Source organism: Ruegeria sp. AL12 (genome assembly GCF_056540885.1).
Genome location: NZ_JBQFXN010000005.1, coordinates 67,309 through 93,999 on the forward strand (window position 1 = coordinate 67,309; position 26,691 = coordinate 93,999).

Genomic DNA, 26,691 nt, shown 5'->3' on the forward strand with positions numbered 1-26,691 from the left:
TGTCTGGCCTAGCCTGCCCCAGTCACTTGGAAGACCTGAAAGGCTGCACCTTCCGCGCCTTGTATCTGCCTGAGATAGGCCGGGATTTCACTCGCAATCAATCGCGACTGCAAACCACGACCCTGTGACGCCCAGGACCAGAATTCGGCACGCGGCGCGGACGTACAGAGCATGACGTAATCCACGTCCAGCTCGGTCAGGCGAGATCCGATCTGGTCCGCGTCCGATCGGAACAGTTCGATCTGCGCCAGAATTCCAGCCTGATTCCGGTGATAATTGCCCGCCAGAACGGAATGGTCGGTATGGCGCAGCACGTTTGCGGCAAAGTCGAAATCAACAAGGAATCTGCCGGCTGGAAGATCACGCAGGGCCGCATAGGCTTCGGGCGTTTTGCAGGATGCGCCCGAGTTTTGCTGTGACTGTCGGGCCGGCTTCGCGGAAGCGGCAAGGGACGGCCCGGCAAAACGCCCCAGCTGCTCATCGATGCTGGCGCCGGTTTTCGGCGAGATGCAGAGGATGAAAGCAACCATCGCAAACCCTGACAACGCGCGGCGACTGCTTGCATAAGAGCTGTACAGGGCACGCAGGATCTGCGCCTGGACAGCCACCAGCGAAACACCCAGGAATGTCATCATTCTGGACTGATAGAGGAACACCACCAGGCCGGTCACGATCAGAGCCAGAAACAGGGCGTATTCCAGTCTGAAAGGCGATCTGACTGCAAAGATCAGGGCGGCTGCCATGCACAGGATCGACATCGCGATCAGGGCCAGCGCTTCGCCCCGGTGCAGTTGCAGAATGACGTTGATTTTCTGGGCTTCCGCCACCTGGCTCAACCAATAGTCGCGCATGTCCTGTGGCAGGGCTTCGATCGGGTTGCTGAGACAATGCGGGGCGAAGCCGTAAGCGCACGCCAATGTCACCATACCAACCGCAACGCATGCGCCGATGCGACCCCAAAGTGACCAGCCAGACCCGATCCATGCCGCAATGCAAAGCCCTGCCGCGGCAACGCTCGCCGGCAATGCCACGCTGAGAGTCAGGGCGTCACAGCTTGGAAACAGAAAGGCCTCGTGTCCCGTTGTTGCAAGGCTGGTCAGCACAAGCGTCACGACCAGCCCGATACCAAACGCCATGGTCCGGCGACGGGCCGGTTCGCCGTTGACGACCCAGTCAATGACAAAAAACACGGCGACAAGTGCGATCTGCAATATCGATTCGGTCCCTATCGATACCGAAAGCGCCAGGCAGGCACCCAGCAGCCATCCGGCATATGGTTTGTCCCTGCGCAAAGCAAACAGCATCAGGGCCGTGACGAACAGAAGAATCTGAGCATTGTGGTGATCAAACGAAAAATAGTCGAACTTCCTGGAGTGTTCGAGCGCAAGCACCCCTACAACCAGCGCCGAAACAGCGCCTTCCCGCGCGCCCAAAACGCTGCCCGTCACCGCAAAGGCCCCCAAGGTCAGACCCGCCAAAAGTGAGGGCCAGACGAATGCCGTTACCTGAAGGGCCATATCGGGCGGCAAAACCAACCCGAATGTTCCGTAAAGCAAGGCAATCGGCGCGTCGATCAATCGAGACCAATGCATCAACGTACCGCCCTCGGGGCCCAGCCGGTACTGATGGCTGTCGAACCAGCCCTGCCCCTGCAACAGATCCTGCACGACCACCCAGCGCATCACGTCGTCAGAGCCTTCCTGATGACCACTTAGGACCATCAACACCAGAAGTGCCGCAGAGGCGCATACAAAAAAACGCAGCACCACCCGGTCTGCGAAAATGCTGTATGTTCCCTGCGATTTCTGCATGGTCCACTGCCCTTGACGTTCTTGCCCGCGACGGACCTTACAGGACAGACGTGACTGAATTGAGGCAACAGGCACGGTCAGCGTTTGTATCTTTTCGAGCATGAAAAGAGGTACGCCGCACAGGCGAAAACTGGCCAGTCATGGGCGCAAAGGTTCCCGACCCCGGCTAGCTGACGCTTTCTTCTTCCAGATGCAGCTTCATCTCGATCAGAACCTGTTGCAGCAAACTGGTTTCTTTCAGCAACCGTTTTGCTTCGTTGACGGTGATGATTCCGTCTTCGATTGCGGCCTGATACTCGGTCATCAACATCGCAAACCGCTGGCTGAGCGCAATGACATCCGAATTGACACCACCGGTGCGGGGGGTAGAGGTGTTGCGATCGCTATAAGACAAGGTGATGTTCTTCAGATCCGCCAAAGCCGACGTCACATGCGGATACGTCGCCGCGTTTTCAAGGCGGGCCACCGCGTCCACTGGCATGAACCGGTCCTCGTGTTCAGCATTGTCGGAATAGTATCGTCCTAAAGTGGCCTTGGATTTCCCTGTAATTTCACACGCGGCTTCGATTCCAACATCCTTGACCAGCGCTTCTGTGTGTTTTTTCAGATAGGCCCCGATATCTGCCATTGTTTTACCTTTGTTACCTGCAAACGCCTGCCCGATGTCCAAACGGGGGAAAGCGTGGGTAAATTTCCCATAACTAAGTCATAATTGAAATGTCATACATTGGCTATCCCTCAGATATGCGGGGGATTTTGTGAGTGAGTGGCGGCAGTTCAAGCCGGTAACGAGTGATTGCAGGGTGATATTGTTAAACCTTGCTGCGTTTTGGCCACATGTTGGCCGACGGCGTCGCTGTTGCAGATGTGGGGGTTCCATCCCCTAGAGCGTAGCTCGGCCTCTGCGAACGCAACGGCGACGTCGCTCCATCAAAACGATTGATATCTTGTTCCTTTTCCCCAAGCGTTTTAGACCCGCGTCATGGCAAAGCTGTATTTCAACTATTCAACCATGAACGCGGGGAAATCGACCGTGTTGCTGCAAGCCTCGCACAACTACCGCGAGCGTGGGATGCAGACCTACCTGATGACCGCGGCCATTGACGGAAGGGCGGGTGCCGGACGGATCGCATCGCGCATCGGCATCTCGGAGGAGGCCGATACCTTCACGCCCGGCGACGATGTCTTCGCGATGATCCGAAACCGCCTGGACGACGGCCCGGTAACCTGCGTGTTCATCGATGAGGCCCAGTTCCTGTCCGAAGCGCAGGTCTGGCAATTGGCGCGCGCCGTCGACGATCTGGACGTACCGGTGCTGGCCTACGGGCTGCGGGTGGATTTTCAGGGCAAGTTGTTTCCGGGATCAGCGGCGCTGCTGGCCCTGGCTGATGAGATGCGCGAGGTCCGCACCATTTGCAAATGCGGACGCAAGGCCACGATGGTGATACGTCAGGACGAAAACGGCAACGCCATCACCGAAGGCGCCCAGGTGCAGATCGGTGGCAACGAGACCTATGTTTCGCTTTGCCGCAAACACTGGCGCGAGGCGGTGGGCGACTAGACCGGGTTGGGCAACGCCTCGCCCGCCACAAAGGCCGCCACGTTATCCAGGGCCATGTGTCCCATGCTGCTGCGCACCTCTTCGGTGGCCGTGCCCAGATGGGGCAGCAGGGTGACGTTTTCCATTTCACAAAGGGCCCGGGGTACTTCGGGTTCGAACTCGTAGACATCCAGCCCGGCCCCGGCAATCTGACCCGATTGCAGCGCCGCGATCAGGGCCGCTTCGTCCACGACCTCGCCCCGCGCGATATTGACCAGAATGGCCGAAGGATTCATCGCCTGAAGAACCTGCGCGTCGATCAGATGTCGGGTTTTGGCACCGCCGGGAACGGCGAGCACAAGGAAATCGACCGATGCGGCGAGTGATTCAAGTTCAGGTGTGAACTCGGCCGGAAAGTCCAGTTGCTTGGCGCTGCGGGATTGATAGGCCACCTGCATTTCGAAACCGAAATGGCACCGGCGCGCGATGGCCTGCCCGATACGGCCCATCCCGACGATACCGACGCGTTTGCCCGTTACATGATGGCCCAGCATCTGCGTGGGATGCCAGCCTTGCCATTGGCCTGCGCGGACCAGCCGTTCGCCTTCGCCCGCGCGTCGGGCCGTGCTCAACAGCAGGGTCATGGCGATATCCGCCGTGGCGTCGGTGACTGCGCCGGGCGTGTTGGTCACCTCGACCGACGCTGCGCGCGCGGCCTCGACATCAATGTGGTTGTAGCCGACGCCGAAATTGGCCAGAAGCTTGCACCGAGGCGCGCCTGCATCCGCAAAAATCCGAGCCGAAAACTGATCCCCCAGCGTGGGCACGACCACGTCGAAATCCGTCAGCGCCGACAGCATTTCCTGCCCCGACATGGGCGCCGTATTTTCTCGAATCTCGACGTCAAACGCGGCGCGGGCGCGGGCCTCGACTTCCGGCGTCATCGGGCGTGTGATCAGCAGGTTCATCAATGCATCCGCCCGCCTGTCGGAACTCGGCCGTCGGGACCGATCAGAACAATCTCGCCGTTTTCATCGGGCAGACCCAGCACCAGAACTTCGGACATGAACCTGCCGATCTGGCGAGGGGGGAAATTGACCACGGCCATGACCTGTTTGCCCACCAAGGTCGACGGATCATAATGCGCGGTGATCTGGGCCGACGTCTTGCGCTCGCCGATCTCATCGCCAAAGTCGATCCACATTTTGATCGCGGGTTTGCGGGCTTCGGGATAAGGTTCGGCGCGGATCACCTCGCCCACGCGGATATCGACCTTGAGAAAATCGTCGAAAGAAATCTCATTCACGTGACAGCTCCTTGGATCGGTCGGTTGCGGCCTTGACGGCACGGTGCAGCAAGTCAGGGAAGCCGCGTTCTTCATGCATCAGCACCTCAAGCGCGGCCTGGGTCGTGCCGTTCGGCGATGTTACATTGATCCGCAGTTGAGACGGATCCTCATCAGCGGCCATCGCCAGTGCGCCGGCCCCGGCCACCGTGGATTTGGCCAGTTTCATCGCAAGGTCACGCGGCAGACCCTGTGCCTCGCCGGCTTTGGCAAGTGTTTCAATCAGATGGAACACATAGGCAGGACCGGATCCGCTGAGGCCGGTGACCGCATCCATCTGCGTCTCGTCTTCAAGACGAACCGTCTCACCTACCGCCGACAGCAGATTTTCGGCCAGAGCCAGATCCTCGGCCGAGGCGTGGCTGTTGCCGATCAGCGCGGTGATGCCCTGACGGATGGCAGCGGGGGTGTTGGGCATGGCGCGAATGATCGGCGTATCGCTGCCCAGAACGGATTCGAACGTGGCAATCGAGGTGCCCGCCGCGACCGAAACAAACAGCGTGCTGCCACCGCCCAGCGCCTGAATGGCGGGCAAGGCCTCGCCCATCATCTGCGGCTTGACCGCGACCAACACTACGGCAGGGGCTTCGGGCAAAGGTGTGTTGATATTGACGCCCTGCGCCTTCAGCCAGTCGGACGGGTGCGGATCGATCACCCAAACGGACGCTGGCGGGAGGCCGTGTTCCAGCCATCCCGCCAGCATTGCGGACCCCATCTTTCCGCACCCCAGAAGCACAAGCCCCTGTTCGGCCACACGCGTCATGTCCATTTGCCCCTCCCGCGTTACATATCGGTTCGGGGCAAAGCTTTACGCCCGGCCGTAGGCCTCTGCAATGGCCACTTGCATGGCTTCTTCTGGCTCTCGATTGCCCCAGGTGACCAGTTGAATCGCCGGATAGTACCGTTCCGCGCTCATGACGGCGGCGGTGATCATCGTGTCGATCTGTTCGGCGCTAGCTGTCTGCCCCCCGGCAAGGACCAACCCGTACCGGTACACCATCAGCTTCTGGTTCGCCCAATAGGTAAAGGCACCTGCCCAGCACTGATCATTCATCTTGTTGAGCAGCTCATAGAGCTGCATTTCCCGCTCGGCCGGTGGTTCCATTTCGAACGAACACACCATCCGCAACGTTTCGTCATAGTTGGACCAGGCGAGGGTAATCGAATACGTCCGCCACTGGCCCTCGACAGCCATGGCGATCTGATCATCCCCAATGCGGTCAAAATCCCAGTCGTGATGTTCGGCCAGATGTTCAACAATGTCGATCGGATGAATGTCTTCTTCGAGATACTGCTCGGAAAGGGCCATAATGCCACCTCACTAATCTCTAGCATTTTGGGGCTGGCAGCGCCCCAGCGCTAGTTGCCTGCTCTACAAACCGGGCTTCCCCCATTGGCCTGTACTAAATATGGTGCGATGTGGCGTGTGTTCTGGCAACCCTATTTGTTGGGGATAACAGCAATAAGTTGTGGACAGAAGGCAACGGGGATCAAAATATTGGCTGCCGGGTCAGCTTTGTCTTGATTAAATCCCGCAATGCGTCAGAATGCACGACACCGCACAATCCCGGTCGGATTGCGCGGCGTCAGAGTTTGTCCAAAACTGTGAAATCAGGGAACGCCCGCGGCGTTACTTGTCCAGTTTCGCCTCGAGCGCGGCAATGCGGGCTTCGAGTGCGGCGTTTTCTTCGCGCGCTTTCTGTGCCATGGCGCGGACGGCGTCGAATTCTTCGCGGGTGACGAAATCGCGGTCGGCCAGCCAGCGGTCGATCATCGACTTCATCGCGTTCTCGGCCTCTTCCCGCGCGCCCTGCGCGACACCCATGGCGTTGGTCATCAGCTGGGACATGTCGTCCAGTATCTTGTTGCGGGTTTGCATATCACTACTCCGGTATCGCGGTTGATCTCTATATGGGGAAAGAATGCCGCAGGCTCAAGGTTGACTTGCCCTGCAAACCCCGGGCAATGAGACGCACATGCAGGCTGTTCTGAATTTCCCCGATCTGTCGCCCGAATTGTTCTCGATCTCGCTGTTCGGGATGGAGTTCGCGTTGAGGTGGTATGCGCTGGCCTATATCGCGGGCATCCTGATTGCGTGGCGGCTGGCGGTCGTGGCGTTGCGCCGCCCTGCCCTGTGGCCTGCGGACGGCCCGCCGATGAAACCAAACCAACTGGAGGATCTGGTCACTTGGATCATTCTGGGCGTGATCCTGGGCGGGCGGCTTGGCTTTGTGCTGTTTTACCAACCCGGCTATTACCTGTCGCATCCGCTTGAGATCGTGAAGGTCTGGCAAGGCGGCATGGCGTTTCATGGGGGTCTGCTGGGCGTGATCCTGGCCTCGTACCTGTTTGCCCGCCGCCATCAGATCCCCGCCCTGTCGCTGGGCGACCTGGTTGCCTACACCGTGCCACCCGGCCTGCTGTTGGGGCGGCTTGCCAATTTCGTCAATGCCGAGCTGTGGGGCCGCCCGAGCGAGCTGCCCTGGGCCGTCATCTTTCCCGGTTTTGCCGCGCAGGACTGCCCCGGCGTGGTTGCGGGAATGTGCGCCCGGCACCCCTCGCAGCTGTACGAAGCGGCGCTGGAAGGCGTGTTGCTGGGTGCGTTGTTGCTGTGGCTGGTCTATCGCCGGGGGGCCTTTCAGAAACCCGGCCTGATCATGGGCACGTTTCTGGCCGGTTACGGCGCATCGCGCTTTATTGTTGAATTCTTCCGCCAGCCGGATGCGCAGTTCGTGTCGCCCGGCAATCCGCTAGGGCTTGCATGGCATGTGGGCGGATATGGCCTGACCATGGGCCAGATCCTGTCATTGCCCATGATCGCGCTTGGCCTGTGGTTTGTCTTTCGCGCAGGGCGGGCAAAATGAGCCTGACCGATCACCTGATCGCCCGCATCCGACAGGATGGACCGATGAGCGTGGCCGACTACATGGCCGAATGCCTTCTGCATCCCACGCTGGGCTATTACACGACGCGCGATCCGCTGGGGGCTGCCGGAGATTTCACCACGGCACCGGAAATCAGCCAGATGTTTGGCGAACTGATCGGGCTGTGCCTTGCGCAATGCTGGATGGATCAGGGCCGTCCCGCGCCATTCACCCTGTGCGAATTGGGGCCCGGGCGCGGCACTCTGATGAGTGATATATTGCGTGCCACCCGAACCGTGCAGGGATTTCACGATGCTGCCCGGATTGTGCTGGTCGAGGCCTCGCCTGCCCTGAAGCAGGTGCAGGCGGACACCCTGAAGGGCTACACACCGAACTGGGCTGACAGCGTCGCAGAGTTGCCGGACCAGCCACTGCTGCTGGTGGCGAATGAGTTCTTCGACGCGCTGCCCGTCCGGCAGTTCCTGCGCGACGGTGACGGCTGGAGTGAACGTCTGGTCGGCGAACGCGACGGCGAATTGCTGTTTGGACGGGGCCCCAACGGGCCGCAAGTGGCGCTGGCAGACAGGCTTTCGGACACCAAGGATGGTGATCTGGTCGAGCTATGCGCTGCAGCGATCCCCATTCTGACCGTGATTGCCGGTCGGATCGCCAGCCACGGAGGTGCCGCGCTGATCGCCGATTATGGCGACTGGCATTCGTTGGGTGATACGCTGCAAGCCCTGCAAAACCACGAGCCCGCTGATCCGCTGGCGTCACCCGGTCAGGCCGACCTGACGGCACATGTGGATTTTGAGCCTCTGGCCATTGCGACCCGCGCTTGTGGAGCCAGGCACACACGCCTGACACCGCAGGGCGTGTTTCTGGAACGGCTTGGCATAACCGCCCGGGCGCAGGCTTTGTCCCGGTCGCTGAGCGGTTCCGAGCTGGATGCCCTGGCTGCCGCGCATCGCCGGTTGACGCATCCGGCCGAAATGGGAAATCTGTTCAAGGTGATGGGCCTCTATCCGGCCTATGCTGCACCACCGCCGGGATTAGAGCCATGACACTGGAAATTCTGACTTCGGACTTGCTTTCCCCATTTCGGCACGGGTTCTTCACCCGTCGCGGCGGGGCGTCCTCTGGTATCTTCGACGGGTTGAATTGCGGTTATGGATCGTCAGATCAAACCGAAATTGTCGCGCTGAACCGCCGGCGGGTTGCCGATGCGATGGGCGTCGCGCCCGAGGCGATGATCGGCGTGCATCAAGTTCATTCCCCAACAGTTCTGACGGTTGAACAGCCCCTGGAAGGTGAAAAACCGCGCGCGGACGCGGTCGTGACGGCGACACCCGGTCTGGCGCTGACGATTCTGACGGCAGATTGTCAGCCAGTTCTGTTTGCCGATCCCGCGGCCAATGTGATCGGAGCAGCCCATGCGGGCTGGCGCGGCGCGCTTGACGGTGTGCTGGAGGCGACGCTGGACGCCATGGAAGCGCTTGGCGCAACACGCCGGAATATCAACGCCGTCATCGGCCCCAGCATTTCGCAACGCGCCTACGAAGTGGGCCCCGAGTTTCTGGACGCATTTATCGCCGATTCTCCAGACAACACCCGGTTCTTTGCAAACGGACAGGATGACCGGCTGCAATTCGACCTGCCCGCCTTTGGCTTGCACCGATTGCGGCAGGCCGGTGTCGGGCAGGCGGAATGGACCCGGCACTGCACATATTCCGACCCGGACCGGTTCTATTCCTATCGCCGCACAACACATGCAAACGAGGCCGATTACGGGCGGTTGATCTCGGTCATAAGATTGTGATTTTGGCCCAGATTTAGGCGCTGCGCCACTTTTCCGCCACATTTGTTGTGTTTACCGGGCTCAGAATCGTAACGAGTTTTGCCAGCTATCAGATGGTCTTCTGACGTCCTTGTTTCGGACGCTGGCGTGTTGAGTGGAAGGATGGACCGACTATAAATTTCTTGTCTGCAAAACATCCCGGATAAGCCTTATCCATGCCGCAAACGTGCGTCACAAAAGGTTCATAACGGATGCGGGAAACAAACCCGTTCAGAGCAGGACCAGAAAATGAAAACCAAATCTCGCTTTCTCAAAGCCATGGTTGCCGCCACGCGGAGCCAGAAGCTGGAAATGCCGTGGAAGCGGGTATCAAGCCATTCTGTCAGGGTCGCCAGCCGCATCGCGGCACGACGCTGAGACAGAAACACCCTGAGGCCAAGCTGCCGGTCTCGATTGGGTGAAGGCGCTTCGGGCTTGCTCCTGCCCGATGCGTGGCGTGTCGCGATCTGAGGGGGTCGAGACGGATTCAGGAGTTGTGTGTGTGCGGGCAATTTTCGCCCGTGAAGTACGAGTTTGTCTGGGGGGTCAATGTGTTGACCATTGGAAAGCGAGATTTTGTCGCAATGCGGGGTCCGACCGACCGCCGCCCAAGGGTCACCCATTTGTTTCAAGACAAAGAACCAGTTCGCCAGGTTGGCCTGTACGGGGATACGCCGCGCCTGACCGGACAATTTGAGGGGAAGGAATATTTATGACTATTCCTAGTTCACTGGCCCGTGCGGCCAGAAATGCGATCGAAACGACAGCCATGCTGCGGGAAGCACCGCGGCCGGTTGCGAAACCAAAGGCTCAGCTGCGCCGGTATGAAGTCAGCAGCCTGTTGAAAAACGGAAACGTGGTTCAGACCAGACACATCGCGCCCGCTCTGCCAATGTTCGAAGACGCTTTTTGTGCCTTCACGCGCGGATCGCTGGTTGAAACGGAACATGGTCCCATGGCCATCGAAGACCTGATGCCAGGGGATACTGTCCTGACGCAGGATGGCGCGTCGGAAACCGTGCTTTGGAAGGGATCTGTCACTCTGATCCCGGGACGTCCGGATTCGCGGGGCCGCACGCGGCCGCTTACGCGCGTCACGGCAGATACATTCGGGATGCAAAAACCGATGTCGGGTGTAATCGCCGGGCCTGCGGCACGGATCGTGGGCACACCGACACATTTACGGCATTTGTACGGAAATGACCCGATTCTGACACCTGTATCCGAATTTCAGGATGGAACGGGCGTGATTGAAACAATGCCGCCGACGCCAGTTGAACTGTTTCACATTTGTCTGAAACGGCATTCCGTTATTCGGGTAGATGGTTTACAGTTCGAAACGTATCACCCAGGTGTGAACGCGGTCCGGATGATCAGCCACTCGTTGCGGTCGGTTTATCTGAACCTGTTTGCGCATATCGAGTCGCTCAACGATTTTGGTCCGCTGCTGATGCCGCGTGCCGGGGACGGAGAAATCGACGCGATGACAGCCTGAGTACGATAGCGATTACTGCATTATGGGGGGCATCATGCAGCTGTTACTAAGTTGGATTCTATCCTTGGCGGTGGCTGCCATGCTGCCACCGAACACCGCACCTGCAAAACGTCTGGGGGTTACGCCGTCCGGTTCATTCGTTCTTCCAGAACGTCGAACGGCACGCCTGGTTCGTCTTTTGCGCCGCGGATAACAAGCGAAGTCTTGACGCTGGCCACGTTTGGCGTGGTCAGCAGTTCACCGGTCAGAAACTGCTGAAAACTGCTGAGATCGGGTGCGACGCATTTCAGGATGAAGTCAACCTCGCCGTTCAGCATGTGGCATTCACGGACAAGCGGCCATTCGCGGCAGCGTTCTTCGAACGCGCGCAGCTCGGTCTCGGCCTGACTGTCAAGACCGACCATGGCGAACACCTGCACTTCGAATCCCAACTCACGGGAATTCACCTCGGCGTGGTAACCGGTGATATAGCCGGATTCTTCCAGTGTGCGCACGCGGCGCAGACAGGGCGGCGCCGAAATTCCGACCCGTTTGGCAAGTTCCACATTGGTCATACGACCGTCTGCCTGTAGTTCCGCCAGAATCTTGCGGTCGATATCATCCAGCCGAGTCGTGACCATCAAATGCTCCTGATTATTGCGGTTCTTATATCAGCCCCCCACGCGCGCGCAATAATGTTTCGTACATGCGCAATTTTCTTTGTTTTCAAATCTCTCATTTCGCCCTGACCCTGCGCAAGGTGGCTTGAACGGCCTTGAACAGTAAGGGGCTTTAAGCCGGGTCTGTCGGTCGCTATATCGGGGCGACGGGCCAAAAGCCCAATTCAGGCAATTCGAGCGGAGTTACCATGGCCGACACACGACACACCAAGGTTCTGATCATCGGATCGGGGCCGGCAGGATACACTGCGGGCGTTTACGCAAGCCGCGCCATGCTGGAACCCATCCTGGTGCAGGGTATCGAGCCCGGCGGCCAGCTGACGACAACGACCGAGGTCGAGAACTGGCCCGGCGACACCGAGGTACAGGGCCCGGACCTGATGATCCGGATGCAGGATCATGCCAAGGCCATGGGTTGCGAAGTGATTGGCGACATCATCAACGATCTGGACCTCAGCCAGCGCCCCTTCACCGCCAAGGGCGACAGCGGCACTACCTACACGGCGGACGCCGTCATTCTGGCGACCGGCGCGCGCGCCAAGTGGCTGGGCCTGCCGTCGGAAGAAAAGTTCAAGGGCTTTGGCGTTTCAGCCTGCGCCACTTGCGACGGGTTCTTCTATCGCGGACAGGAAATCGTGGTGATCGGCGGCGGCAACACGGCCGTGGAAGAGGCCCTGTTCCTGACCAATTTCGCCAGCAAGGTGACTCTGATCCATCGCCGCGATGAGCTGCGCGCGGAAAAGATCCTGCAAGACCGGCTGATGAAGAACGACAAAATCGAGCCGCTGTGGTTCCACGAGTTGGACGAAGTGATCGGCACCGACGCGCCGCTGGGCGTCGAGGGCGTTCGCGTCAAGCATGTCAAAACCGGAGAGATCACTGAAATCCCCTGTAAAGGCGTGTTTGTTGCCATCGGCCACGCGCCCGCGAACGAGCTGGTCAAGGACACGCTTGAAACGCATATGGGTGGCTATGTCGTCACCAAACCGGGCAGCACGGAAACCTCGGTTCCGGGCGTGTTCGCAGCGGGCGATCTGACCGATCACGTCTATCGTCAGGCGGTCACAAGCGCCGGTATGGGCTGCATGGCGGCACTGGATGCCGAACGGTTCCTGGCGGAAAACGAATAACGCGAATTCTGAATGTTGCGGGGCTGCCCCGGTGAATTCAGATCCGAAGATCGCCAGCCTTTTCGCGGCAGCCCCCCGGGGTTGCAGGGGGCGCCGCAGGGCACAGGTTGCGGCGCGATCCCTGATCGACGGCCGATGCCGACCGCCAATCCCTTGACCCCCAGCCGGCGGCGTATCAGGATTGCCGAGGGAAAAGCGAAAAACAGGTGAACATTTGAACAACGCTCTTTGGCGCGGCGGGTGGTCAACCCGACTCAGGATCGTCAGTGGTCTTGTGTTGTTTGTGTTCGCGTTCTTTCACTTCATAAATATTGGCCTGGGCCTGTTTCACACGGATTACCTGCACGGGATGCAGGATGGTCGAAAGGCCGTCACACGCCACGATGTCATGAGCGTGCTTTTTTACGCTGCCCTGTTCACGCATGCAGGTCTGGCCCTGACATCGATCGCGCAACGCAGAACCCTGCGCATGCCCTTCAGCACGGCATTGCAGGTCGTTCTGGGCTTGTTGATTCCGCTGCAACTGATCTCGCACATCGTGCAGACGCGGGTCGCGCACGAGATCTATGACGTCAATGACGAGATGGGATATATCATCATTCTGATGTGGCCCAGTATCGCCGTATGGATGCAAAGCGCCTTGCTGCTGATCGTTTGGATACACGGCTGCATCGGCTTGCATATGTGGTTGCGGCTGACCCGGTGGTGGCCGCGGGTCGTACCCTATCTGATCGGCGTTGCAGTTTTCGTTCCGTTTTTCGCGCTGGCCGGATTGCTGACCGAAGGGCGTCGCATCTGGGCAGACTTTGCTGATGAATTCCTGCGCGAGCAATATATCGAGCATTACAACTGGCCATCACCCGAAGCCTTCCAGACCCTGTTCAGTGTAAAAGACTATGGCCTTTTGATCTTCTGGCTGGCTCTGGGGGTGACGGGTCTGGTTTACATCGGGCGCAAACTGTGGCGGCGCAGGCATTCAGTGCGCGTGAATTACGCCAAAGGGCCCGAGGTGGTCGCGGAAAAAGGCATGACCTTGCTTGAGATTTCGCAGGTGAACGGCGTGCCGCACGCCGCCCTGTGCGGTGGAAAGGGGCGCTGCACCACATGCCGGGTCATCGTCGAGGATGGCAGCGACGCCCTGCCGCCGCCCGGCGACGTCGAAGCACGCAGCCTTGCCGCTGTGGGCGCCTCGCCGCAGACGCGATTGGCCTGCCAGATACGCCCTACGGAACCCACCACCGTTTTTCGGGTTTTCAGGCCAGATGGCGGGCGCATACGCGGACATGCCAGCCAGGGTCAGGAACGTCAGTTGGCTGTGCTGTTTCTGGACATGCGCAGCTTTACCGCGCGCACGACCGGTCAATTGCCTTATGACATCGTGTTCCTGTTGAACCGGTTTTTCGACGCCGTCGTGCCTGCCATCACCAAGGAAGGCGGTGTCGTGGACAAATATATGGGAGACGGGCTGCTTGCCGTTTTTGAAAAGCCGAATGCGGCGGCGTCCGCCCGTGCCGGGTTGAAAGCCGCCATCGACATCAGTCACGCCCTTGATGAATTCAACGCACAGCTCGAGGCCGAAGGCAGCCCCGGCATTCGCATCGGGATGGGTCTGCATCTTGGGGATCTGGTGGTGGGTGAGATCGGAGCTGCGGGCCATGCGTCGAAAACCATAATCGGCGACGCCGTCAATGTCGCCAGCCGTCTGGAAAGCGAAACCAAGGCGCTGAAGGTCGAACTGCTGGTCTCGGAAGAGTTGCTGAAGGCCGCAGGTGTCGTCGTGCCCCAGAACGGCATCAGATTGTTCCAGCTGCGCGGCGTGTCTGAACCGATTCCCGCCCTGCCCGTCAGCCGTGCGTCCACACTTGAGCAGAACGCCACAAAACAGGAACAGAAATTCTCTGCATGAACCAATAACCTCTGATCGCAAGGATCAGATCATCGATTTGACCCGTGAATTAGAAATTCCTTCCAATTCAAAAATATTCGGCGCATATCCTCCTTTGTTACATTCACGCCTGTGGACTTCGCCTGTCAGTCGGTGCAAACGCCTCGAAACCGCCTGATATCCACTGGCAAATCAACACTGCGACAAGAGAATTCCAATGACGATGTTAAGCAATCTGGCCCCGATCCCCGAACTGTATGTGTCATACGATTCGGCGCAGAAGCTGAAGGTGGAAGCGGCCGACCTGACCAGCTGGGATCTGAGCCCGCGTCAGATCTGCGACCTGGAACTGCTGATGAATGGCGGGTTCAACCCGCTCAAGGGATTTCTGAGCGAAGCGGATTACGACAATGTGGTCGAGAATATGCGCCTGGCCGATGGAACGCTTTGGCCAATGCCCATCACATTGGATGTCAGCGAAGACTTCGCGGATCAGATCGAACTTGGGCAGGATATCGCTCTGCGTGATCAGGAAGGCGTGATCTTGGGCACCATGACCGTGACCGACCGCTGGACTCCGGACAAGTCGCGCGAGGCCGAGAAGGTCTTTGGCGCCGATGACGATGCCCACCCGGCAGTGAACTATCTGCACAACGTGGCCGGCAAGGTCTATCTGGGCGGACCGGTGGTCGGAATCCAACAACCGGTGCATTACGATTTTCGTGGGCGCCGCGACACCCCGAATGAATTGCGCGCCTATTTCCGCAAGCTGGGCTGGCGCCGCATCGTGGCCTTCCAGACCCGCAACCCGCTGCACCGCGCGCATCAGGAGCTGACCTTCCGCGCCGCCAAAGAGGCACAGGCCAACCTGCTGATCCACCCGGTCGTGGGCATGACCAAACCGGGCGACGTCGATCATTTTACCCGCGTGCGCTGTTACGAGGCGGTGCTGGACAAGTACCCCGCCTCGACCACCTCTATGAGCCTGCTGAACCTGGCCATGCGCATGGCTGGCCCGCGCGAGGCCGTCTGGCACGGCCTGATCCGCGCCAACCACGGCTGCACCCACTTCATCGTCGGCCGCGACCACGCGGGCCCCGGCAAGAACAGCAAAGGTGAGGATTTCTACGGCCCCTATGACGCGCAGGATCTGTTCCGACAGTTCCAGGACGAAATCGGCGTTGAAATGGTGGACTTCAAGCACATGGTCTATGTGCAGGAACGCGCCCAGTACGAACCGAATGACGAGATTCTCGACAAGGACAACGTCACGATCCTGAACATCTCGGGCACCGAACTGCGCCGCCGCCTGCGTGAAGGGCTGGAAATCCCCGAGTGGTTCTCGTTCCCCGAGGTGGTCGAGGAACTGCGCCGCCGCTTCCCGCCGCGCTCCAAGCAGGGTTTCACCGTCTTCTTCACTGGCTTTTCGGGCTCGGGCAAGTCGACCATCGCAAACGCGCTGATGGTCAAGCTGATGGAGATGGGCGACCGCCCGGTGACGCTACTGGATGGCGACATCGTTCGCAAGAATCTCAGCTCGGAACTGGGCTTCTCGAAGGAACACCGCGACCTGAACATCCGTCGCATCGGATATGTGGCGTCCGAGATCACCAAGAACGGCGGCATCGCCATCTGCGCCCCGATTGCGCCCTATGCCACCACACGCCGTGCCGTGCGGGAAGAGATCGAACAGTTCGGAGCCTTCTGCGAGGTGCATGTGGCCACCAGCATCGAGGAATGCGAACGCCGCGATCGCAAGGGTCTGTACAAGCTTGCGCGCGAGGGCAAGATCAAGGAGTTCACGGGCATCTCGGACCCTTACGATGTTCCGGAAAACCCCGAGCTGCGCGTCGAAACCGAAAATGTCGAGGTCGACAACTGCGCCCATCAGGTGCTGCTGAAACTGGAAAGCATGGGCCTGATCGCAGCAAACGGATAACGGTCTCATCAGACTTTGTTTGGCGGCCTCCGGTCATTCCGGGGGCCGTTCCTTTTTTTGGTCTTCGATTGACAATTGCCGCTGGTCCTGATGGTTTTCAGGACCTCAAGGCGGGTGTGAAACTGAGATGACGAACAGGTCTCCGACCATTGCCAGTTTCTGGTTTGGATCCGATCTGAGTTGGTTGGAGCAACTCTGCCTTCAGTCCTTTCTGGATCATGGCCACCGCTTCGTCCTGTATGTCGCGCACGAGGTAAAAGGCATTCCGGCAGGCGTCGAAACCCGCCCTGCCAGCGACGTTTTCTGGCCCCCGCCTTTTGTGGTCAAGGCCGAAGACAGACAGGGCGTTGCCGTCTTCTCGGATATTTTCCGGCTGCACCTGATGCGGCAAGGCGAGATGATCTGGGTCGATCTGGATGCCTATTGCGTACGGGCGTTTGAATTTTCGACGGATTTCGTGTTCGGTCGCTCCAGGCGGGGTGACTTCCCAACTGGTGTGCTGCGCCTGCCCACAAGATCGGCGACCCTGGAACAGATGCTGAAATTTGTCATGTCGTCTAACCCGTCCCAACCCTGGCGTGGACGCAGATTGCAGCGCCACAATCGGGAACGAACCGCCAGAGGGGAACGCTGGGGCATCGAAGCCCTGCCCTGGGCCAGTTCGGGGCCCAAAGCCTTTGGCCATTTCCTGCGCCAGACGGCAGAAGACCACCATGCCATGGCTGCCGAAACCTTTTATCCGCTGGCCCAGGAGGAATTGTGGAAGCTCCATGATCCGCGCATCGCGACGAACGAAATCGAAACCGAAGCCGTGCATTCGGTACACATCTACGGCCATCAGAAGAAACTGATGGCCAACCGGATGGCCGGGCTGCCGGTTTCAGGGTCATATCTGGACAGGTTGTGTAAACGACACGGGATCGAACCAAGTACGGCCCCGATTCTGCGGTTGGCCTGGATGTAGCCCGTGGCATCCGGCCAGGGTTTCGCGGGTCAGCCCTTGGTCGGCTCCCGCCTAGTTTATCGGCATTTCCGGAAGGTCGACCTGCCCGCGCATAAGGATATGCCCCTGACCAGAAACCTTGATGCCCGTCATCGCATCAGACGGGCCGACACGCGTCACGATGGCTTTCCCGGGGCGGCCCATATCGTGACCCTGCTGGGCGATGAAGCTTTCCTTTTGCATCAAGCCATGTTTCCACAAATAGGCGGCCATCGCACCGGTGGCAGACCCGGTAAACGGATCTTCGGGCGGGCTGGGCGGTGCTAAGAGAAGGCGTGAAAACGTATCCCCCTCATCGGTTGCCCCTTGCAGCGTGACAAGAAACGGCTCGGCCATGTCCGAGCCGGAATACCCCGCAGTTTCAGCCACTTTGCGCAACGGGCCTTCAACCAGTTGAGCGGCCCGCAAGGCCGCATGATCCCGCAGAACGGTGATGCAGAACGGTAAGCCGGTTGAAACCATTTGAGGCGGAGAAATGATGGCCTCCGGTGGCAGGCTGACCGCTTCCGCCACCAGTTCCGCTGGGACGCGCGTACCGAATTGCGGTGCGACCTGAGTCATTTCGATCTGATCCCCCTGCAAACGGATCGACACCAGGCCGGCACCGGTTTCCAGCGTCAGACGATCGCGCGAGATCATTCCGCGGGATCGCATCGCCGCGACGGTGGCGATAGTCGGATGCCCCGCAAAGGGAATTTCGCGGCTGGCCAGAAAGTAGCGGACGCGGATGTCGGCCACGTCGGACGGCCCGGTAAAGGTGCATTCGACCAGAGAGGTTTCGCGCACATAGGCCATGCAGACCTCTTGCGTCCGGCGCGCACCTTCATGGACGACGGCACATCCGTTGCCACCAAAGGCGCGATCACTGAAGGCGTCCACCCAGTCAAAGTCAAACCAGCCCATAATGCCACTCCTGCTTTAGCATTTGTGGCACGATCACTGCATAGGCAGAAAATGTCACGTCTTTTCAGCAGAGTTTCAGGCCGCCTAGTGAACGGCCACCGGAGACAGGTCATGTTCGCGCGCCAGCACGAAGGCCAGCTTGCGGTCGGCGACCAGCGCCAGTTGCTGCCCGTCGGAATCGTGGACGGCGTAAAGCTGATCCAGATCGCCGGCCTGTTCACGAACTTCCCGAGGCAATTCAGATACTTCAACCGTTTTGACATAGACAATACGGTTGCCTTGGGCGTTGATTTCAATCGGTGTATTCATTGCTCTTACCCCTTCCGTATGTTGATCGTCTGAACCACAGTTTCCGGCACGGCGCGGGTCAGATCCACATGCAGCAGACCGTTTTCCATGATCGCCTCGCCCACTTCGACGCCATCGGCCAGCACGAACATGCGCTGGAACTGACGCGCCGCAATGCCGCGATGCAGGAAGATGCGCCCCTCGCTGTCGTCGCGCTGACGGCCCCGGATCACCAACTGGCGATCCTCGATCGTGATTGACAGATCCTCTTCGGCAAACCCGGCCACCGCAAGAGTGATGCGATAGGAAAAATCCGAGGTCTGTTCGATGTTATAGGGCGGGTATCCCTCATTTCCGGCCTTTGCAGACCGTTCCAGAAGGCGTTCCAACTGCTCGAACCCCAAAAGATGCGGGTATGAGCCAAGAGTAAGTTTCGACACGTATTTTCGTCCTTCTTTGTAAAAGCGACGTGGTGTGCGGCCCCGTTCTGGCAACCGCCTGCAATAGAATATGGGAAGAAACCAGGATGTCCACAAGGTCTGGCGCGATAACGTCTGACACACTATCTTGTTGGCCAAGCACCACAACCAACTCGAGTCGCCAATGAACGCGCCTACCGATCTTTCGATGAAAACAGATGAAGTATTGCGTGTTGAGCTTGAGGTCTTCCGCCGACAGCACCGCGATCTGGATGAGGCGATTCAGGCATTGCATGACAAGGGAACGGCCGATCAACTGACCTTGCGGCGCCTGAAAAAAGAGAAACTGCGCCTGAAAGACATCATCCGCCTGATCGAAGACCGCCTGACGCCCGATATCATCGCCTGAACGCCCTGTACCGCATTGCCAGCCAACCGGATTTGGCTATAGTGCGCGCTCTTTCTGAGCGCGGGGACGTATGCGGATGAGCGATGTGAAAGTGGGGATCATCATGGGCAGCCAGTCGGACTGGCCCACGATGAAGGAAGCCGCGGATATTCTGGACGAACTGGGCGTCGCCTACGAAGCGCGCATCGTATCCGCCCACCGCACGCCGGACCGGCTGTGGGATTATGGCAAGACCGCCGTTTCGCGTGGGTTGCAGGTGATCATTGCAGGTGCAGGTGGGGCTGCGCATCTTCCGGGCATGATGGCGTCGAAAACGCGGGTGCCTGTGATTGGCGTCCCGGTGCAGACCCGAGCCTTGTCGGGCGTGGATTCGCTGTATTCCATCGTGCAGATGCCCAAAGGGTTTCCGGTGGCGACCATGGCGATCGGGTCCGCCGGCGGGGCCAATGCCGGCCTGATGGCGGCGGGCATTCTTGCATTGCAGGATGATGCTTTGGCCGAAAGGCTGGACAGCTGGCGTGACGCGTTGTCAGCCTCGATCCCCCAGGAACCGCAGGGATGAACCGGATCGGCTTTATCGGAACCGGCCATATCGCCGCGCCGATTGCGCGGCTGATGGCCGCCAAGGGGCACCAGATCAGCGTGACCGAGCGCAACGCCAAGGTTTCAGCCGCATTGAAGGCGGAACTGGGCGTAACCGTAGCTGCGCCTCAGGCCGTGATTGACACCTCGGACATCGTGTTCCTGTGCCTGCGCCCGCATATCGCGGCCGACGTTCTGGACCCGCTGACATTCCGCGCCGATCAGCAGATCGTGTCGGTCATGGCGGCGGTTTCGGCCGAGCATCTGGCCGCGCTTTGCGCCCCGGCGTCGGATTTCGTGCAGACCATCCCGCTGGGCTTTCTGGAAACCGGCGGCTGCCCGATGGCGGCTTTTGGCAATGATCGCCTGCTGGCGGATCTGTTTGAACCGGAAAACCCCGTGGTCAAGGTTGCGGATGAAGCCGCGCTGAACGCGCATTTCGCCATTTGTGCCATGGTTCCCGGCATTCTGGACCTGATGGCCACCGGTGCCGAATGGCTGGGTGACGCAACCGGTGATGCGGACGGGGCTGAGTTCTATACAACGCAGTTGATGGCGGGTTTTCTGGCCTCGATGGAAAAAGGCGCCGCCGGACGATTGGCGCAGGAGCGTGACGCCCTGGCGACCGAGGGCACGCTGAGCCTGCAAATGACGGACGCCCTGAAAGACGGGGGCGCGCACGAGGCGCTGCGGTCCGCGCTTGGGGCAATTGGCAAACGTTTGGAGAGTTGAAGATGGCGGAAATGCTCGCCCAAGGTGCAGTGATCGGGATTCTGGGGGGCGGTCAGCTGGGCCGGATGCTGTCCGTGGCAGCCGCCAGGCTGGGTTTTGTCAGCCATATCTATGAGCCGGGTGCGAACCCACCGGCGGGGCAGGTTGCGGATCGCGTCACCACTGCTGCTTATGACGATGCAGATGCGCTGAAAGCCTTTGCCGATGCGGTCGATGTCATCACCTATGAGTTCGAGAACATCCCGACCGAAGCGCTGGACATTCTGGAAGCGCACCGCCCGATCCGCCCCGGGCGCGAGGCCTTGCGGGTCAGCCAGGACAGGTTGACCGAGAAGACATTTCTGCAAGAGCTGGGCCTGAAGACGGCCCCGTTTGCGGATATCGCCGACCTGAACAGCCTGAATGCGGCGATCGAACAGATCGGGACACCCGCCATCCTGAAAACCCGCCGCTTCGGCTATGACGGCAAGGGGCAGGCCCGGCTGCGCGAGCCCGAGGATGCCGAGGCCGCTCTGGCCGATATGGCCGGGGCACCAGCCATTCTGGAAGGGTTCGTGGATTTCTCGCACGAGGTGTCGATCATCGCGGCCCGTGGTCTGGACGGTCAGGTCGCCTGTTTCGATCCGGGTGAGAATGAGCACCACGATGGCATCCTGCGCACCACCACCATCCCCGCCCGCCTGTCCCCGGCCCAGCGCACAGATGCAATCCTGCTGGCGGCGAACATCCTGAACGCTCTCGAATATGTTGGCGTGATGGGTGTTGAGCTGTTCGTGACGCCCGGCGGCCTGATCGTGAATGAAATCGCTCCGCGGGTTCACAATTCGGGGCACTGGACGCAGAACGGCTGTGCCGTGGATCAGTTCGAACAGCATATCCGTGCGGTGGCGGGCTGGCCTTTGGGGGACGGGCAACGCCACTCCGACGTCGTGATGGAGAACCTGATCGGCGACGACATGGACCGTGTACCTGAGCTGGCCCGCGAGCGGGATGTGGCGCTGCATCTCTATGGCAAGGCCGAGGTAAAGGCCGGGCGCAAGATGGGGCATTTCAACCGCATCAAACGTTGAGGCTGTCGCGCCTGCGCGCGACGCCTTCGGCGAGAGAATTTGGGAAAAGATAAAGGTTTTTCGGGGCCTAACCCAGAAACCGGGCGGCGATGTCGCCTGACATGTAACTGACGCGCCCACCGGCCAAGGTGGCTGCAACGCGATGGGTGTCCGCATCCAGGATGACCAGATCCGCGCGTTTTCCCGGCGCGAGCGTGCCCCTGTCCTGCATGTCCAGCACCCGCGCGGGGCCGGACGAGACCAGCGCCCAGGCACCGGCCAGATCCAGCAGACCGGTTTTGGCCAGCATCAACGCTGCGCGGCGCGGGCTGGGATAGTGATAATCCGAGGCCAACGCATCACAGAGCCCCATGGCGATCAGTTCGACGGCGCTTGCGTTCCCCTTGTGTGATCCGCCCCGCACAACGTTGGGAGAGCCGAGGATAACGTGATCCCCGGCGGAACGCGCGGCTTCGGCGGCTTCAAGCTTTTCGGGGAATTCGGCAATGCGCACGCCCCGGTCGTGCCACCATGCCCTAGTCTCGGCGGTCGCGTCATCATGGCTGCCCAAACGCACCCCCATTGAGACAAGTTCGGCGCTGAGTGCTTCGACGGCAGCGGGAACCTCGTTCCTACGGGCATGCATATGGAGCAGCATCTCAAAATGCGCATCCGGATTGCGTCCGGCCTTCAACGCCTGCCCGGTCAGGCGCGGCGGCTTTTTGCCCTGCGCCAAACGATCATGCGGCAGGTGATCATTGAACACCACATAGGGCACCTGCCATTCGGCGATGCGATGGGCCAGACCCTCGTAATCCCCTAGCATGTTAGTCTCGAACCGCAATTGCGGGATCAGATCCGTGACGGTGCTGTTCTTGACCGCAGCGATGGCCTGAAACACCTGCGCGGCAAACTCGGGGCCACGCACGCCACCTTCCCAGCTGTAGAACTGGGCCAGAACGGCGGTGGTGATGCCATTGGCGGCCAGTTCGGCTTCGGCTGCCAGAATGCCTTCGCTCATTTGCTTCATTGCGCCCCGGCGCGGGGCGATGTGGCGTTCGAACCCGTCCCCGTGCAGGTCGACGATACCGGGCAGGACAAGATAACCGGTCAGGTCAACCTTGCGCCCGGTCCGATCTTGCTGAATGACGCCCTCCGCCATCGAGAGATCGCAGCGCGACAGACCATCCCCCGGCAACAGGACCTCTGCGCCGGTCAAAGTCAGATCCAGAGAGGTCATCGTGTGGGCTCCGAGTCAGGTTCCGAGCAATCCTGCCCGATGCAGATCTCATCGATTATCTCCATCACCCCGTCCAGCCAGGTGATCTGTCGATCGAAGCGGCCGAATTCGATGAAATGCAGCGCCTGTGCCATAACGCGTGGGTTGTTCATCATGAAGGTGTGGGTCACCGGCAAAACAAGATGATCCTTCATCCCTTCGACCTTGGTGGTTTCAACCGAAACCTTGCCGTCATCCGGCCCGTCGATCAGCGATGAAAACAGCGGGTTGAGCGAATTCTCACCCGCGATCACCCCCAGTTCAAAATCCACCCGCGGCAGGCGGCGCGGAATGCCTTCGGGACCTGTGCCCAATTGCAGGCCCGCCGGGCCGTTCAGATACCCGAACACTTCCCATGCGCTCAGCTCATCGACCAACTGGCTGCCCTGATTGGGCGGGCCGAGCATGACGACACGACCCAGGTTTTCGGGCCGATGGTCCTTGAGCCAATAGCGCAACAGGATACCGCCCATGGAATGCGCAACGACATTGGCTTTGTCATCGCCACATGCCGCAAGCGCGTCCGGTATGGTTTGCCTTGCCAGTTCCGGAATACCGATTTCGGTCGATGGATACCCGTGGCGCACAACGGTATAGTCATGCGCCTTGAACAGCTGCTCCATCACGGTGAACGAGGCCTCGGTGCGCGCGAGACCATGCAGAAGGATCACGCATTTCGCACTGGCTGCGGCGGGAACGAGGCAGAAGAGCAAGGCAATCAAAAGTTTCATAACCGCCAGATAAAGCCTATCAGCCTTTGATAAAAGCCCTAGCCCCGGTGACGTCGCAGCACGGCCAGCGCAATACCGCCCAAAACAAGCGTGGCCCCGACGATCAGCCGTGCTCCGGCAATCTCGCCCAGAAAGGCGACACCGCCGAGAATTGCGATCACCGGCACGCTGAGTTGAACGACAGCCGCCACGGACGGGGCCAGTTGAGGCAAAACACGGTACCACAAAGCATAACCAAGCCCGGATGTTACCGCGCCGGACAGGACGGCCAGCAGATATCCCGCCCCGCTCATCTGCCAGGCGCTGCCGCCGGCAAGCATCGCCAGGGCGGTCAACGGCAATGCGACAATGAAATTTGCGGCCGTTCCCTCCAGCGGGTTTGTTTCTGATCGACCCGCTATCGAGTAGAGGGCCCAACCAATACCGGCGGCGGCCATCAGAGCCGCGCCAGCCAAGTCGACCTGAACGGCGCCAGTCGGCCACAGCACATAGGCAAGACCAGCAAGCGCAACCCCTGCCCCCGCCACCTGCCGGGCGGTCGGAGTCGCGCCCGTCAATGCGCCCACAGAAAACATCGTAATTTGCACCACGCCGAACAGAATCAATGCACCCAAGCCTGCATCCAGCGTCAGGTAGGCGATTGAAAATCCGATCATGTAGAGCGTCAACGACCCCGCGCCAATGATCCGCCTTCGATTGCGCAGCGGAAGGCGCCCTCCGCGTGCCAGCACAAGAGCGGCCAGGACCACGGCCCCCGCCAAAACCCGAACGATGGCAAATCCGGTCGGATCGCTGGCTCCGCTGTCGATGGCCAGCCGGTTCAGAATGGAGTTCGCCGCAAAGGCACACATGGTCAGGGCGGTGAGCAAAAACAATCTCATGCCATCCGCATAGCCGTTCGGGCGGGATTTGCACACTCACTTTCGCGAAGGTTGTGGGAACAGACATCCGGCGCGGACAAAGCAGCGTCTAAACACGCCTTGAAAACAGAACTGTCAACACAAAACGGGGCCGCCCGAAGGCGACCCCGTTCTCAAGCTCCAAGGCTCCCCCCTCGGCAGCTTGGCGATACCGCCAAGCGCCTGTCGGGTCGCCAGAATTCGCCAGAGGCGAATTCGGCGTGCTTACATCATGCCGCCCATGCCGCCCATGTCGGGCATGCCGCCGGCAGGTGCCGCGCCTTCCTTGGCCGGCTTGTCGGCAACCATTGCTTCGGTGGTGACCAGCAGGCCAGCAACCGATGCAGCGTCTTCCAGAGCAGTCCGAACCACTTTGGCCGGGTCAATCACACCGAACGAGAACATGTCGCCATATTCTTCGGTCTGCGCGTTGAAGCCGAACGCTGCGTCCGACGATTCACGGACCTTACCGGCTACAACCGCGCCGTCGACACCCGCGTTCTCGGCGATCTGGCGCAGCGGCGCTTCGATTGCCTTGCGAACGATGTTGATACCTGCGTCCTGATCGGCGTTTGCACCTTTCAGAGCTTCCAGTGCTTTACCGGCCTGGACCAGAGCAACACCACCGCCCACAACAACGCCTTCCTGAACGGCAGCGCGTGTTGCGTTCAGAGCATCGTCAACACGGTCCTTACGCTCTTTCACTTCGACTTCGGTCATGCCGCCGACGCGGATAACGGCAACACCGCCAGCCAGTTTGGCAACGCGCTCTTGCAGCTTCTCACGGTCGTAGTCGCTGGTGGTTTCTTCGATCTGGGTGCGGATCTGAGCAACACGTGCTTCGATCTCGGCTTTCTCGCCAGCACCATCGACGATGGTGGTTTCGTCTTTGGTGATTTCGATTTTCTTGGCGGTGCCCAGCATGTCCATGGTGACGGACTCGAGCTTCATGCCCAGATCTTCGCTGATAACCTGACCGCCGGTCAGGATTGCGATGTCCTGCAACATGGCCTTACGGCGATCGCCGAAGCCGGGTGCTTTGACAGCAGCAATTTTCAGGCCGCCGCGCAGTTTGTTGACAACCAGAGTTGCCAGCGCTTCGCCTTCAACGTCTTCCGCGATGATCAGCAGCGGCTTCTGCGACTGGATCACTTGTTCCAGCAGCGGAACCATCGGCTGTAGCGACGAGAGTTTCTTCTCGTGCAGCAGGATCATGCAGTCGTCGAGCTCTGCAATCATCTTGTCTGCGTTGGTGACGAAGTAGGGCGACAGGTAGCCGCGGTCGAACTGCATACCTTCGACAACGTCGGTCTCGGTTTCCAGACCTTTGTTTTCTTCGACGGTGATGACACCTTCGTTGCCAACCTTCTGCATCGCGTCTGCGATCTGCTGACCGATTTCGGCTTCGCCGTTGGCCGAGATGGTGCCAACCTGGGCAACTTCTGCCGAGTCTTTGACTTCGCGCGAGGCTTCTTTGATGCCTTCAACAACCTTGGCGGTTGCCAAGTCGATGCCGCGCTTCAGGTCCATCGGGTTCAGGCCAGCTGCAACCTGCTTCAGGCCTTCTTTTACGATCGCCTGTGCCAGAACGGTTGCGGTGGTGGTGCCGTCGCCGGCTTCGTCATTGGTGCGGCTGGCGACTTCTTTCACCATCTGCGCGCCCATGTTTTCGAACTTGTCTTCCAGTTCGATTTCCTTGGCAACCGAAACACCGTCCTTGGTGATGCGCGGTGCGCCGAAGGATTTGTCCAGAACCACGTTGCGGCCTTTGGGGCCCAGGGTCACTTTAACCGCGTCGGCCAGGATGTTCACACCCTTCAGCATACGGTTGCGGGCATCGGTGTCGAATTTGACGTCCTTTGCAGCCATGTCGTTTCTCCTTGAGAAATAAG

At 59.8% G+C, this 26,691-nt stretch carries 29 protein-coding genes; 14 read left to right on the forward strand and 15 right to left on the reverse strand.

Translation table 11 applies throughout. The features are described 5' to 3' along the window. Nucleotides 1–8: 8 nt before the first annotated feature. Together ACR0C6_RS14060 and ACR0C6_RS14065 are read right to left on the reverse strand one after the other, a co-directional pair. A complete protein-coding gene (locus ACR0C6_RS14060) occupies nt 9–1,811 on the reverse strand; it encodes a hypothetical protein (RefSeq protein ID WP_480619846.1) in 1,803 nt (600 codons plus the stop codon). Nucleotides 1,812–1,977: 166 nt separating this feature from the next. Beyond that, nucleotides 1,978–2,439: a hypothetical protein gene (locus ACR0C6_RS14065; protein WP_152458969.1), complete on the reverse strand. Its 462-nt coding sequence runs from the start codon at nt 2,437–2,439 to the stop codon at nt 1,978–1,980. Nucleotides 2,440–2,793: 354 nt separating this feature from the next. On the opposite strand from ACR0C6_RS14065, the gene ACR0C6_RS14070 reads away from it, so the two are divergent. Further along, nucleotides 2,794–3,372, forward strand: a complete 579-nt coding sequence (locus ACR0C6_RS14070; RefSeq protein ID WP_152458970.1) for a thymidine kinase — start codon at nt 2,794–2,796, stop codon at nt 3,370–3,372. Here ACR0C6_RS14070 and ACR0C6_RS14075 read toward each other — a convergent pair. The 5 genes from ACR0C6_RS14075 to ACR0C6_RS14095 form a co-directional block, all read right to left on the reverse strand. After that, nucleotides 3,369–4,319, reverse strand: coding sequence for a 2-hydroxyacid dehydrogenase (locus ACR0C6_RS14075; protein WP_480619848.1), 951 nt, complete (start codon nt 4,317–4,319; stop codon nt 3,369–3,371). The two genes, ACR0C6_RS14070 and ACR0C6_RS14075, sit on opposite strands and share 4 nt — an antisense overlap. Then, nucleotides 4,319–4,657, reverse strand: coding sequence for a tRNA-binding protein (locus ACR0C6_RS14080; RefSeq protein WP_480446049.1), 339 nt, complete (start codon nt 4,655–4,657; stop codon nt 4,319–4,321). Before ACR0C6_RS14080 ends, ACR0C6_RS14075 begins: the two co-directional genes overlap by 1 nt. Then, nucleotides 4,650–5,465 (reverse strand): pyrroline-5-carboxylate reductase, encoded by an 816-nt coding sequence (proC, locus tag ACR0C6_RS14085; RefSeq protein ID WP_480619850.1) that lies wholly within the window; start codon nt 5,463–5,465, stop codon nt 4,650–4,652. The genes ACR0C6_RS14080 and proC overlap by 8 nt, the downstream gene beginning before the upstream one ends. Nucleotides 5,466–5,504: 39 nt before the next feature. Continuing rightward, nucleotides 5,505–6,005: a type III secretion system chaperone family protein gene (locus ACR0C6_RS14090; protein ID WP_152458973.1), complete on the reverse strand. Its 501-nt coding sequence runs from the start codon at nt 6,003–6,005 to the stop codon at nt 5,505–5,507. A gap of 321 nt (nt 6,006–6,326) precedes the next feature. Next, nucleotides 6,327–6,575, reverse strand: a complete 249-nt coding sequence (locus tag ACR0C6_RS14095) for an accessory factor UbiK family protein (protein WP_152458974.1) — start codon at nt 6,573–6,575, stop codon at nt 6,327–6,329. Between the two features lie 97 nt (nt 6,576–6,672). Here ACR0C6_RS14095 and lgt point away from each other — a divergent pair, with 97 nt between their 5' ends. The 5 genes from lgt to ACR0C6_RS14120 all read left to right on the forward strand — a co-directional run bounded on the left by lgt (nt 6,673) and on the right by ACR0C6_RS14120 (nt 10,892). Beyond that, on the forward strand, nt 6,673–7,560 hold the full coding sequence (lgt, locus tag ACR0C6_RS14100) for a prolipoprotein diacylglyceryl transferase (RefSeq protein ID WP_480619852.1): 888 nt from the start codon (nt 6,673–6,675) through the stop codon (nt 7,558–7,560). After that, nucleotides 7,557–8,624: a class I SAM-dependent methyltransferase gene (locus ACR0C6_RS14105; RefSeq protein ID WP_480619854.1), complete on the forward strand. Its 1,068-nt coding sequence runs from the start codon at nt 7,557–7,559 to the stop codon at nt 8,622–8,624. Before lgt ends, ACR0C6_RS14105 begins: the two co-directional genes overlap by 4 nt. Continuing rightward, nucleotides 8,621–9,379 carry a peptidoglycan editing factor PgeF gene (gene pgeF / locus ACR0C6_RS14110; RefSeq protein ID WP_480446054.1) on the forward strand — a complete coding sequence of 253 codons (759 nt, stop codon included), beginning with the start codon at nt 8,621–8,623 and terminating at the stop codon, nt 9,377–9,379. Before ACR0C6_RS14105 ends, pgeF begins: the two co-directional genes overlap by 4 nt. A gap of 267 nt (nt 9,380–9,646) precedes the next feature. Beyond that, the gene (locus ACR0C6_RS14115; protein WP_256367481.1) at nt 9,647–9,775 is read left to right on the forward strand and encodes a hypothetical protein; all 129 of its coding nucleotides are present in this window, start codon (nt 9,647–9,649) and stop codon (nt 9,773–9,775) included. A 334-nt stretch (nt 9,776–10,109) separates the two neighbouring features. Then, nucleotides 10,110–10,892 carry a Hint domain-containing protein gene (locus ACR0C6_RS14120; RefSeq protein WP_171168906.1) on the forward strand — a complete coding sequence of 261 codons (783 nt, stop codon included), beginning with the start codon at nt 10,110–10,112 and terminating at the stop codon, nt 10,890–10,892. A 119-nt stretch (nt 10,893–11,011) separates the two neighbouring features. Here ACR0C6_RS14120 and ACR0C6_RS14125 read toward each other — a convergent pair whose 3' ends face one another. Beyond that, nucleotides 11,012–11,512 (reverse strand): Lrp/AsnC family transcriptional regulator, encoded by a 501-nt coding sequence (locus tag ACR0C6_RS14125; protein WP_152458979.1) that lies wholly within the window; start codon nt 11,510–11,512, stop codon nt 11,012–11,014. Between the two features lie 227 nt (nt 11,513–11,739). Here ACR0C6_RS14125 and trxB point away from each other — a divergent pair, with 227 nt between their 5' ends. The 4 genes from trxB (at nt 11,740) to ACR0C6_RS14145 (ending at nt 17,469) form a co-directional block, all read left to right on the forward strand. Then, nucleotides 11,740–12,681: a thioredoxin-disulfide reductase gene (trxB, locus tag ACR0C6_RS14130; RefSeq protein WP_171638927.1), complete on the forward strand. Its 942-nt coding sequence runs from the start codon at nt 11,740–11,742 to the stop codon at nt 12,679–12,681. Between the two features lie 214 nt (nt 12,682–12,895). Beyond that, the gene (locus tag ACR0C6_RS14135) at nt 12,896–14,587 is read left to right on the forward strand and encodes an adenylate/guanylate cyclase domain-containing protein (protein WP_480619856.1); all 1,692 of its coding nucleotides are present in this window, start codon (nt 12,896–12,898) and stop codon (nt 14,585–14,587) included. A 196-nt stretch (nt 14,588–14,783) separates the two neighbouring features. Further along, nucleotides 14,784–16,505 (forward strand): bifunctional sulfate adenylyltransferase/adenylylsulfate kinase, encoded by a 1,722-nt coding sequence (locus tag ACR0C6_RS14140; protein WP_152458982.1) that lies wholly within the window; start codon nt 14,784–14,786, stop codon nt 16,503–16,505. Between the two features lie 127 nt (nt 16,506–16,632). Further along, entirely contained in the window at nt 16,633–17,469 is an 837-nt protein-coding gene (locus tag ACR0C6_RS14145; RefSeq protein ID WP_171228994.1) for a hypothetical protein, read from the forward strand. A 51-nt stretch (nt 17,470–17,520) separates the two neighbouring features. On the opposite strand, the gene ACR0C6_RS14150 is transcribed toward ACR0C6_RS14145, so the two are convergent. The 3 genes from ACR0C6_RS14150 to ACR0C6_RS14160 form a co-directional block, all read right to left on the reverse strand. Next, nucleotides 17,521–18,411, reverse strand: a complete 891-nt coding sequence (locus ACR0C6_RS14150; RefSeq protein ID WP_480619858.1) for a PhzF family phenazine biosynthesis protein — start codon at nt 18,409–18,411, stop codon at nt 17,521–17,523. An 84-nt stretch (nt 18,412–18,495) separates the two neighbouring features. Beyond that, a complete protein-coding gene (locus ACR0C6_RS14155; RefSeq protein ID WP_171168916.1) occupies nt 18,496–18,720 on the reverse strand; it encodes a DUF1150 family protein in 225 nt (74 codons plus the stop codon). 5 nt (nt 18,721–18,725) lie between these two features. Next, the gene (locus tag ACR0C6_RS14160) at nt 18,726–19,139 is read right to left on the reverse strand and encodes an Hsp20 family protein (protein ID WP_058275530.1); all 414 of its coding nucleotides are present in this window, start codon (nt 19,137–19,139) and stop codon (nt 18,726–18,728) included. 163 nt (nt 19,140–19,302) lie between these two features. On the opposite strand from ACR0C6_RS14160, the gene ACR0C6_RS14165 reads away from it, so the two are divergent. From ACR0C6_RS14165 to ACR0C6_RS14180, 4 genes are all read left to right on the forward strand, one after another. Beyond that, on the forward strand, nt 19,303–19,527 hold the full coding sequence (locus tag ACR0C6_RS14165) for a YdcH family protein (protein WP_152458986.1): 225 nt from the start codon (nt 19,303–19,305) through the stop codon (nt 19,525–19,527). A 76-nt stretch (nt 19,528–19,603) separates the two neighbouring features. After that, entirely contained in the window at nt 19,604–20,089 is a 486-nt protein-coding gene (gene purE, locus ACR0C6_RS14170; RefSeq protein WP_152458987.1) for a 5-(carboxyamino)imidazole ribonucleotide mutase, read from the forward strand. Continuing rightward, nucleotides 20,086–20,841, forward strand: a complete 756-nt coding sequence (locus ACR0C6_RS14175; RefSeq protein ID WP_480446057.1) for an NAD(P)-binding domain-containing protein — start codon at nt 20,086–20,088, stop codon at nt 20,839–20,841. Before purE ends, ACR0C6_RS14175 begins: the two co-directional genes overlap by 4 nt. 2 nt (nt 20,842–20,843) lie before the next feature. Next, the gene (locus ACR0C6_RS14180; protein ID WP_480619861.1) at nt 20,844–21,911 is read left to right on the forward strand and encodes a 5-(carboxyamino)imidazole ribonucleotide synthase; all 1,068 of its coding nucleotides are present in this window, start codon (nt 20,844–20,846) and stop codon (nt 21,909–21,911) included. 67 nt (nt 21,912–21,978) lie between these two features. On the opposite strand, the gene ACR0C6_RS14185 is transcribed toward ACR0C6_RS14180, so the two are convergent. From ACR0C6_RS14185 to groL, 4 genes are all read right to left on the reverse strand, one after another. Next, nucleotides 21,979–23,130: an alpha-D-ribose 1-methylphosphonate 5-triphosphate diphosphatase gene (locus ACR0C6_RS14185; RefSeq protein ID WP_480446059.1), complete on the reverse strand. Its 1,152-nt coding sequence runs from the start codon at nt 23,128–23,130 to the stop codon at nt 21,979–21,981. Next, nucleotides 23,127–23,900 carry an alpha/beta fold hydrolase gene (locus ACR0C6_RS14190; RefSeq protein ID WP_480446060.1) on the reverse strand — a complete coding sequence of 258 codons (774 nt, stop codon included), beginning with the start codon at nt 23,898–23,900 and terminating at the stop codon, nt 23,127–23,129. Before ACR0C6_RS14190 ends, ACR0C6_RS14185 begins: the two co-directional genes overlap by 4 nt. 38 nt (nt 23,901–23,938) lie before the next feature. Then, nucleotides 23,939–24,781: a DMT family transporter gene (locus ACR0C6_RS14195; RefSeq protein ID WP_480619863.1), complete on the reverse strand. Its 843-nt coding sequence runs from the start codon at nt 24,779–24,781 to the stop codon at nt 23,939–23,941. Nucleotides 24,782–25,024: 243 nt separating this feature from the next. Then, nucleotides 25,025–26,668, reverse strand: coding sequence for a chaperonin GroEL (groL, locus tag ACR0C6_RS14200; RefSeq protein WP_152458993.1), 1,644 nt, complete (start codon nt 26,666–26,668; stop codon nt 25,025–25,027). Nucleotides 26,669–26,691 lie beyond the last annotated feature (23 nt).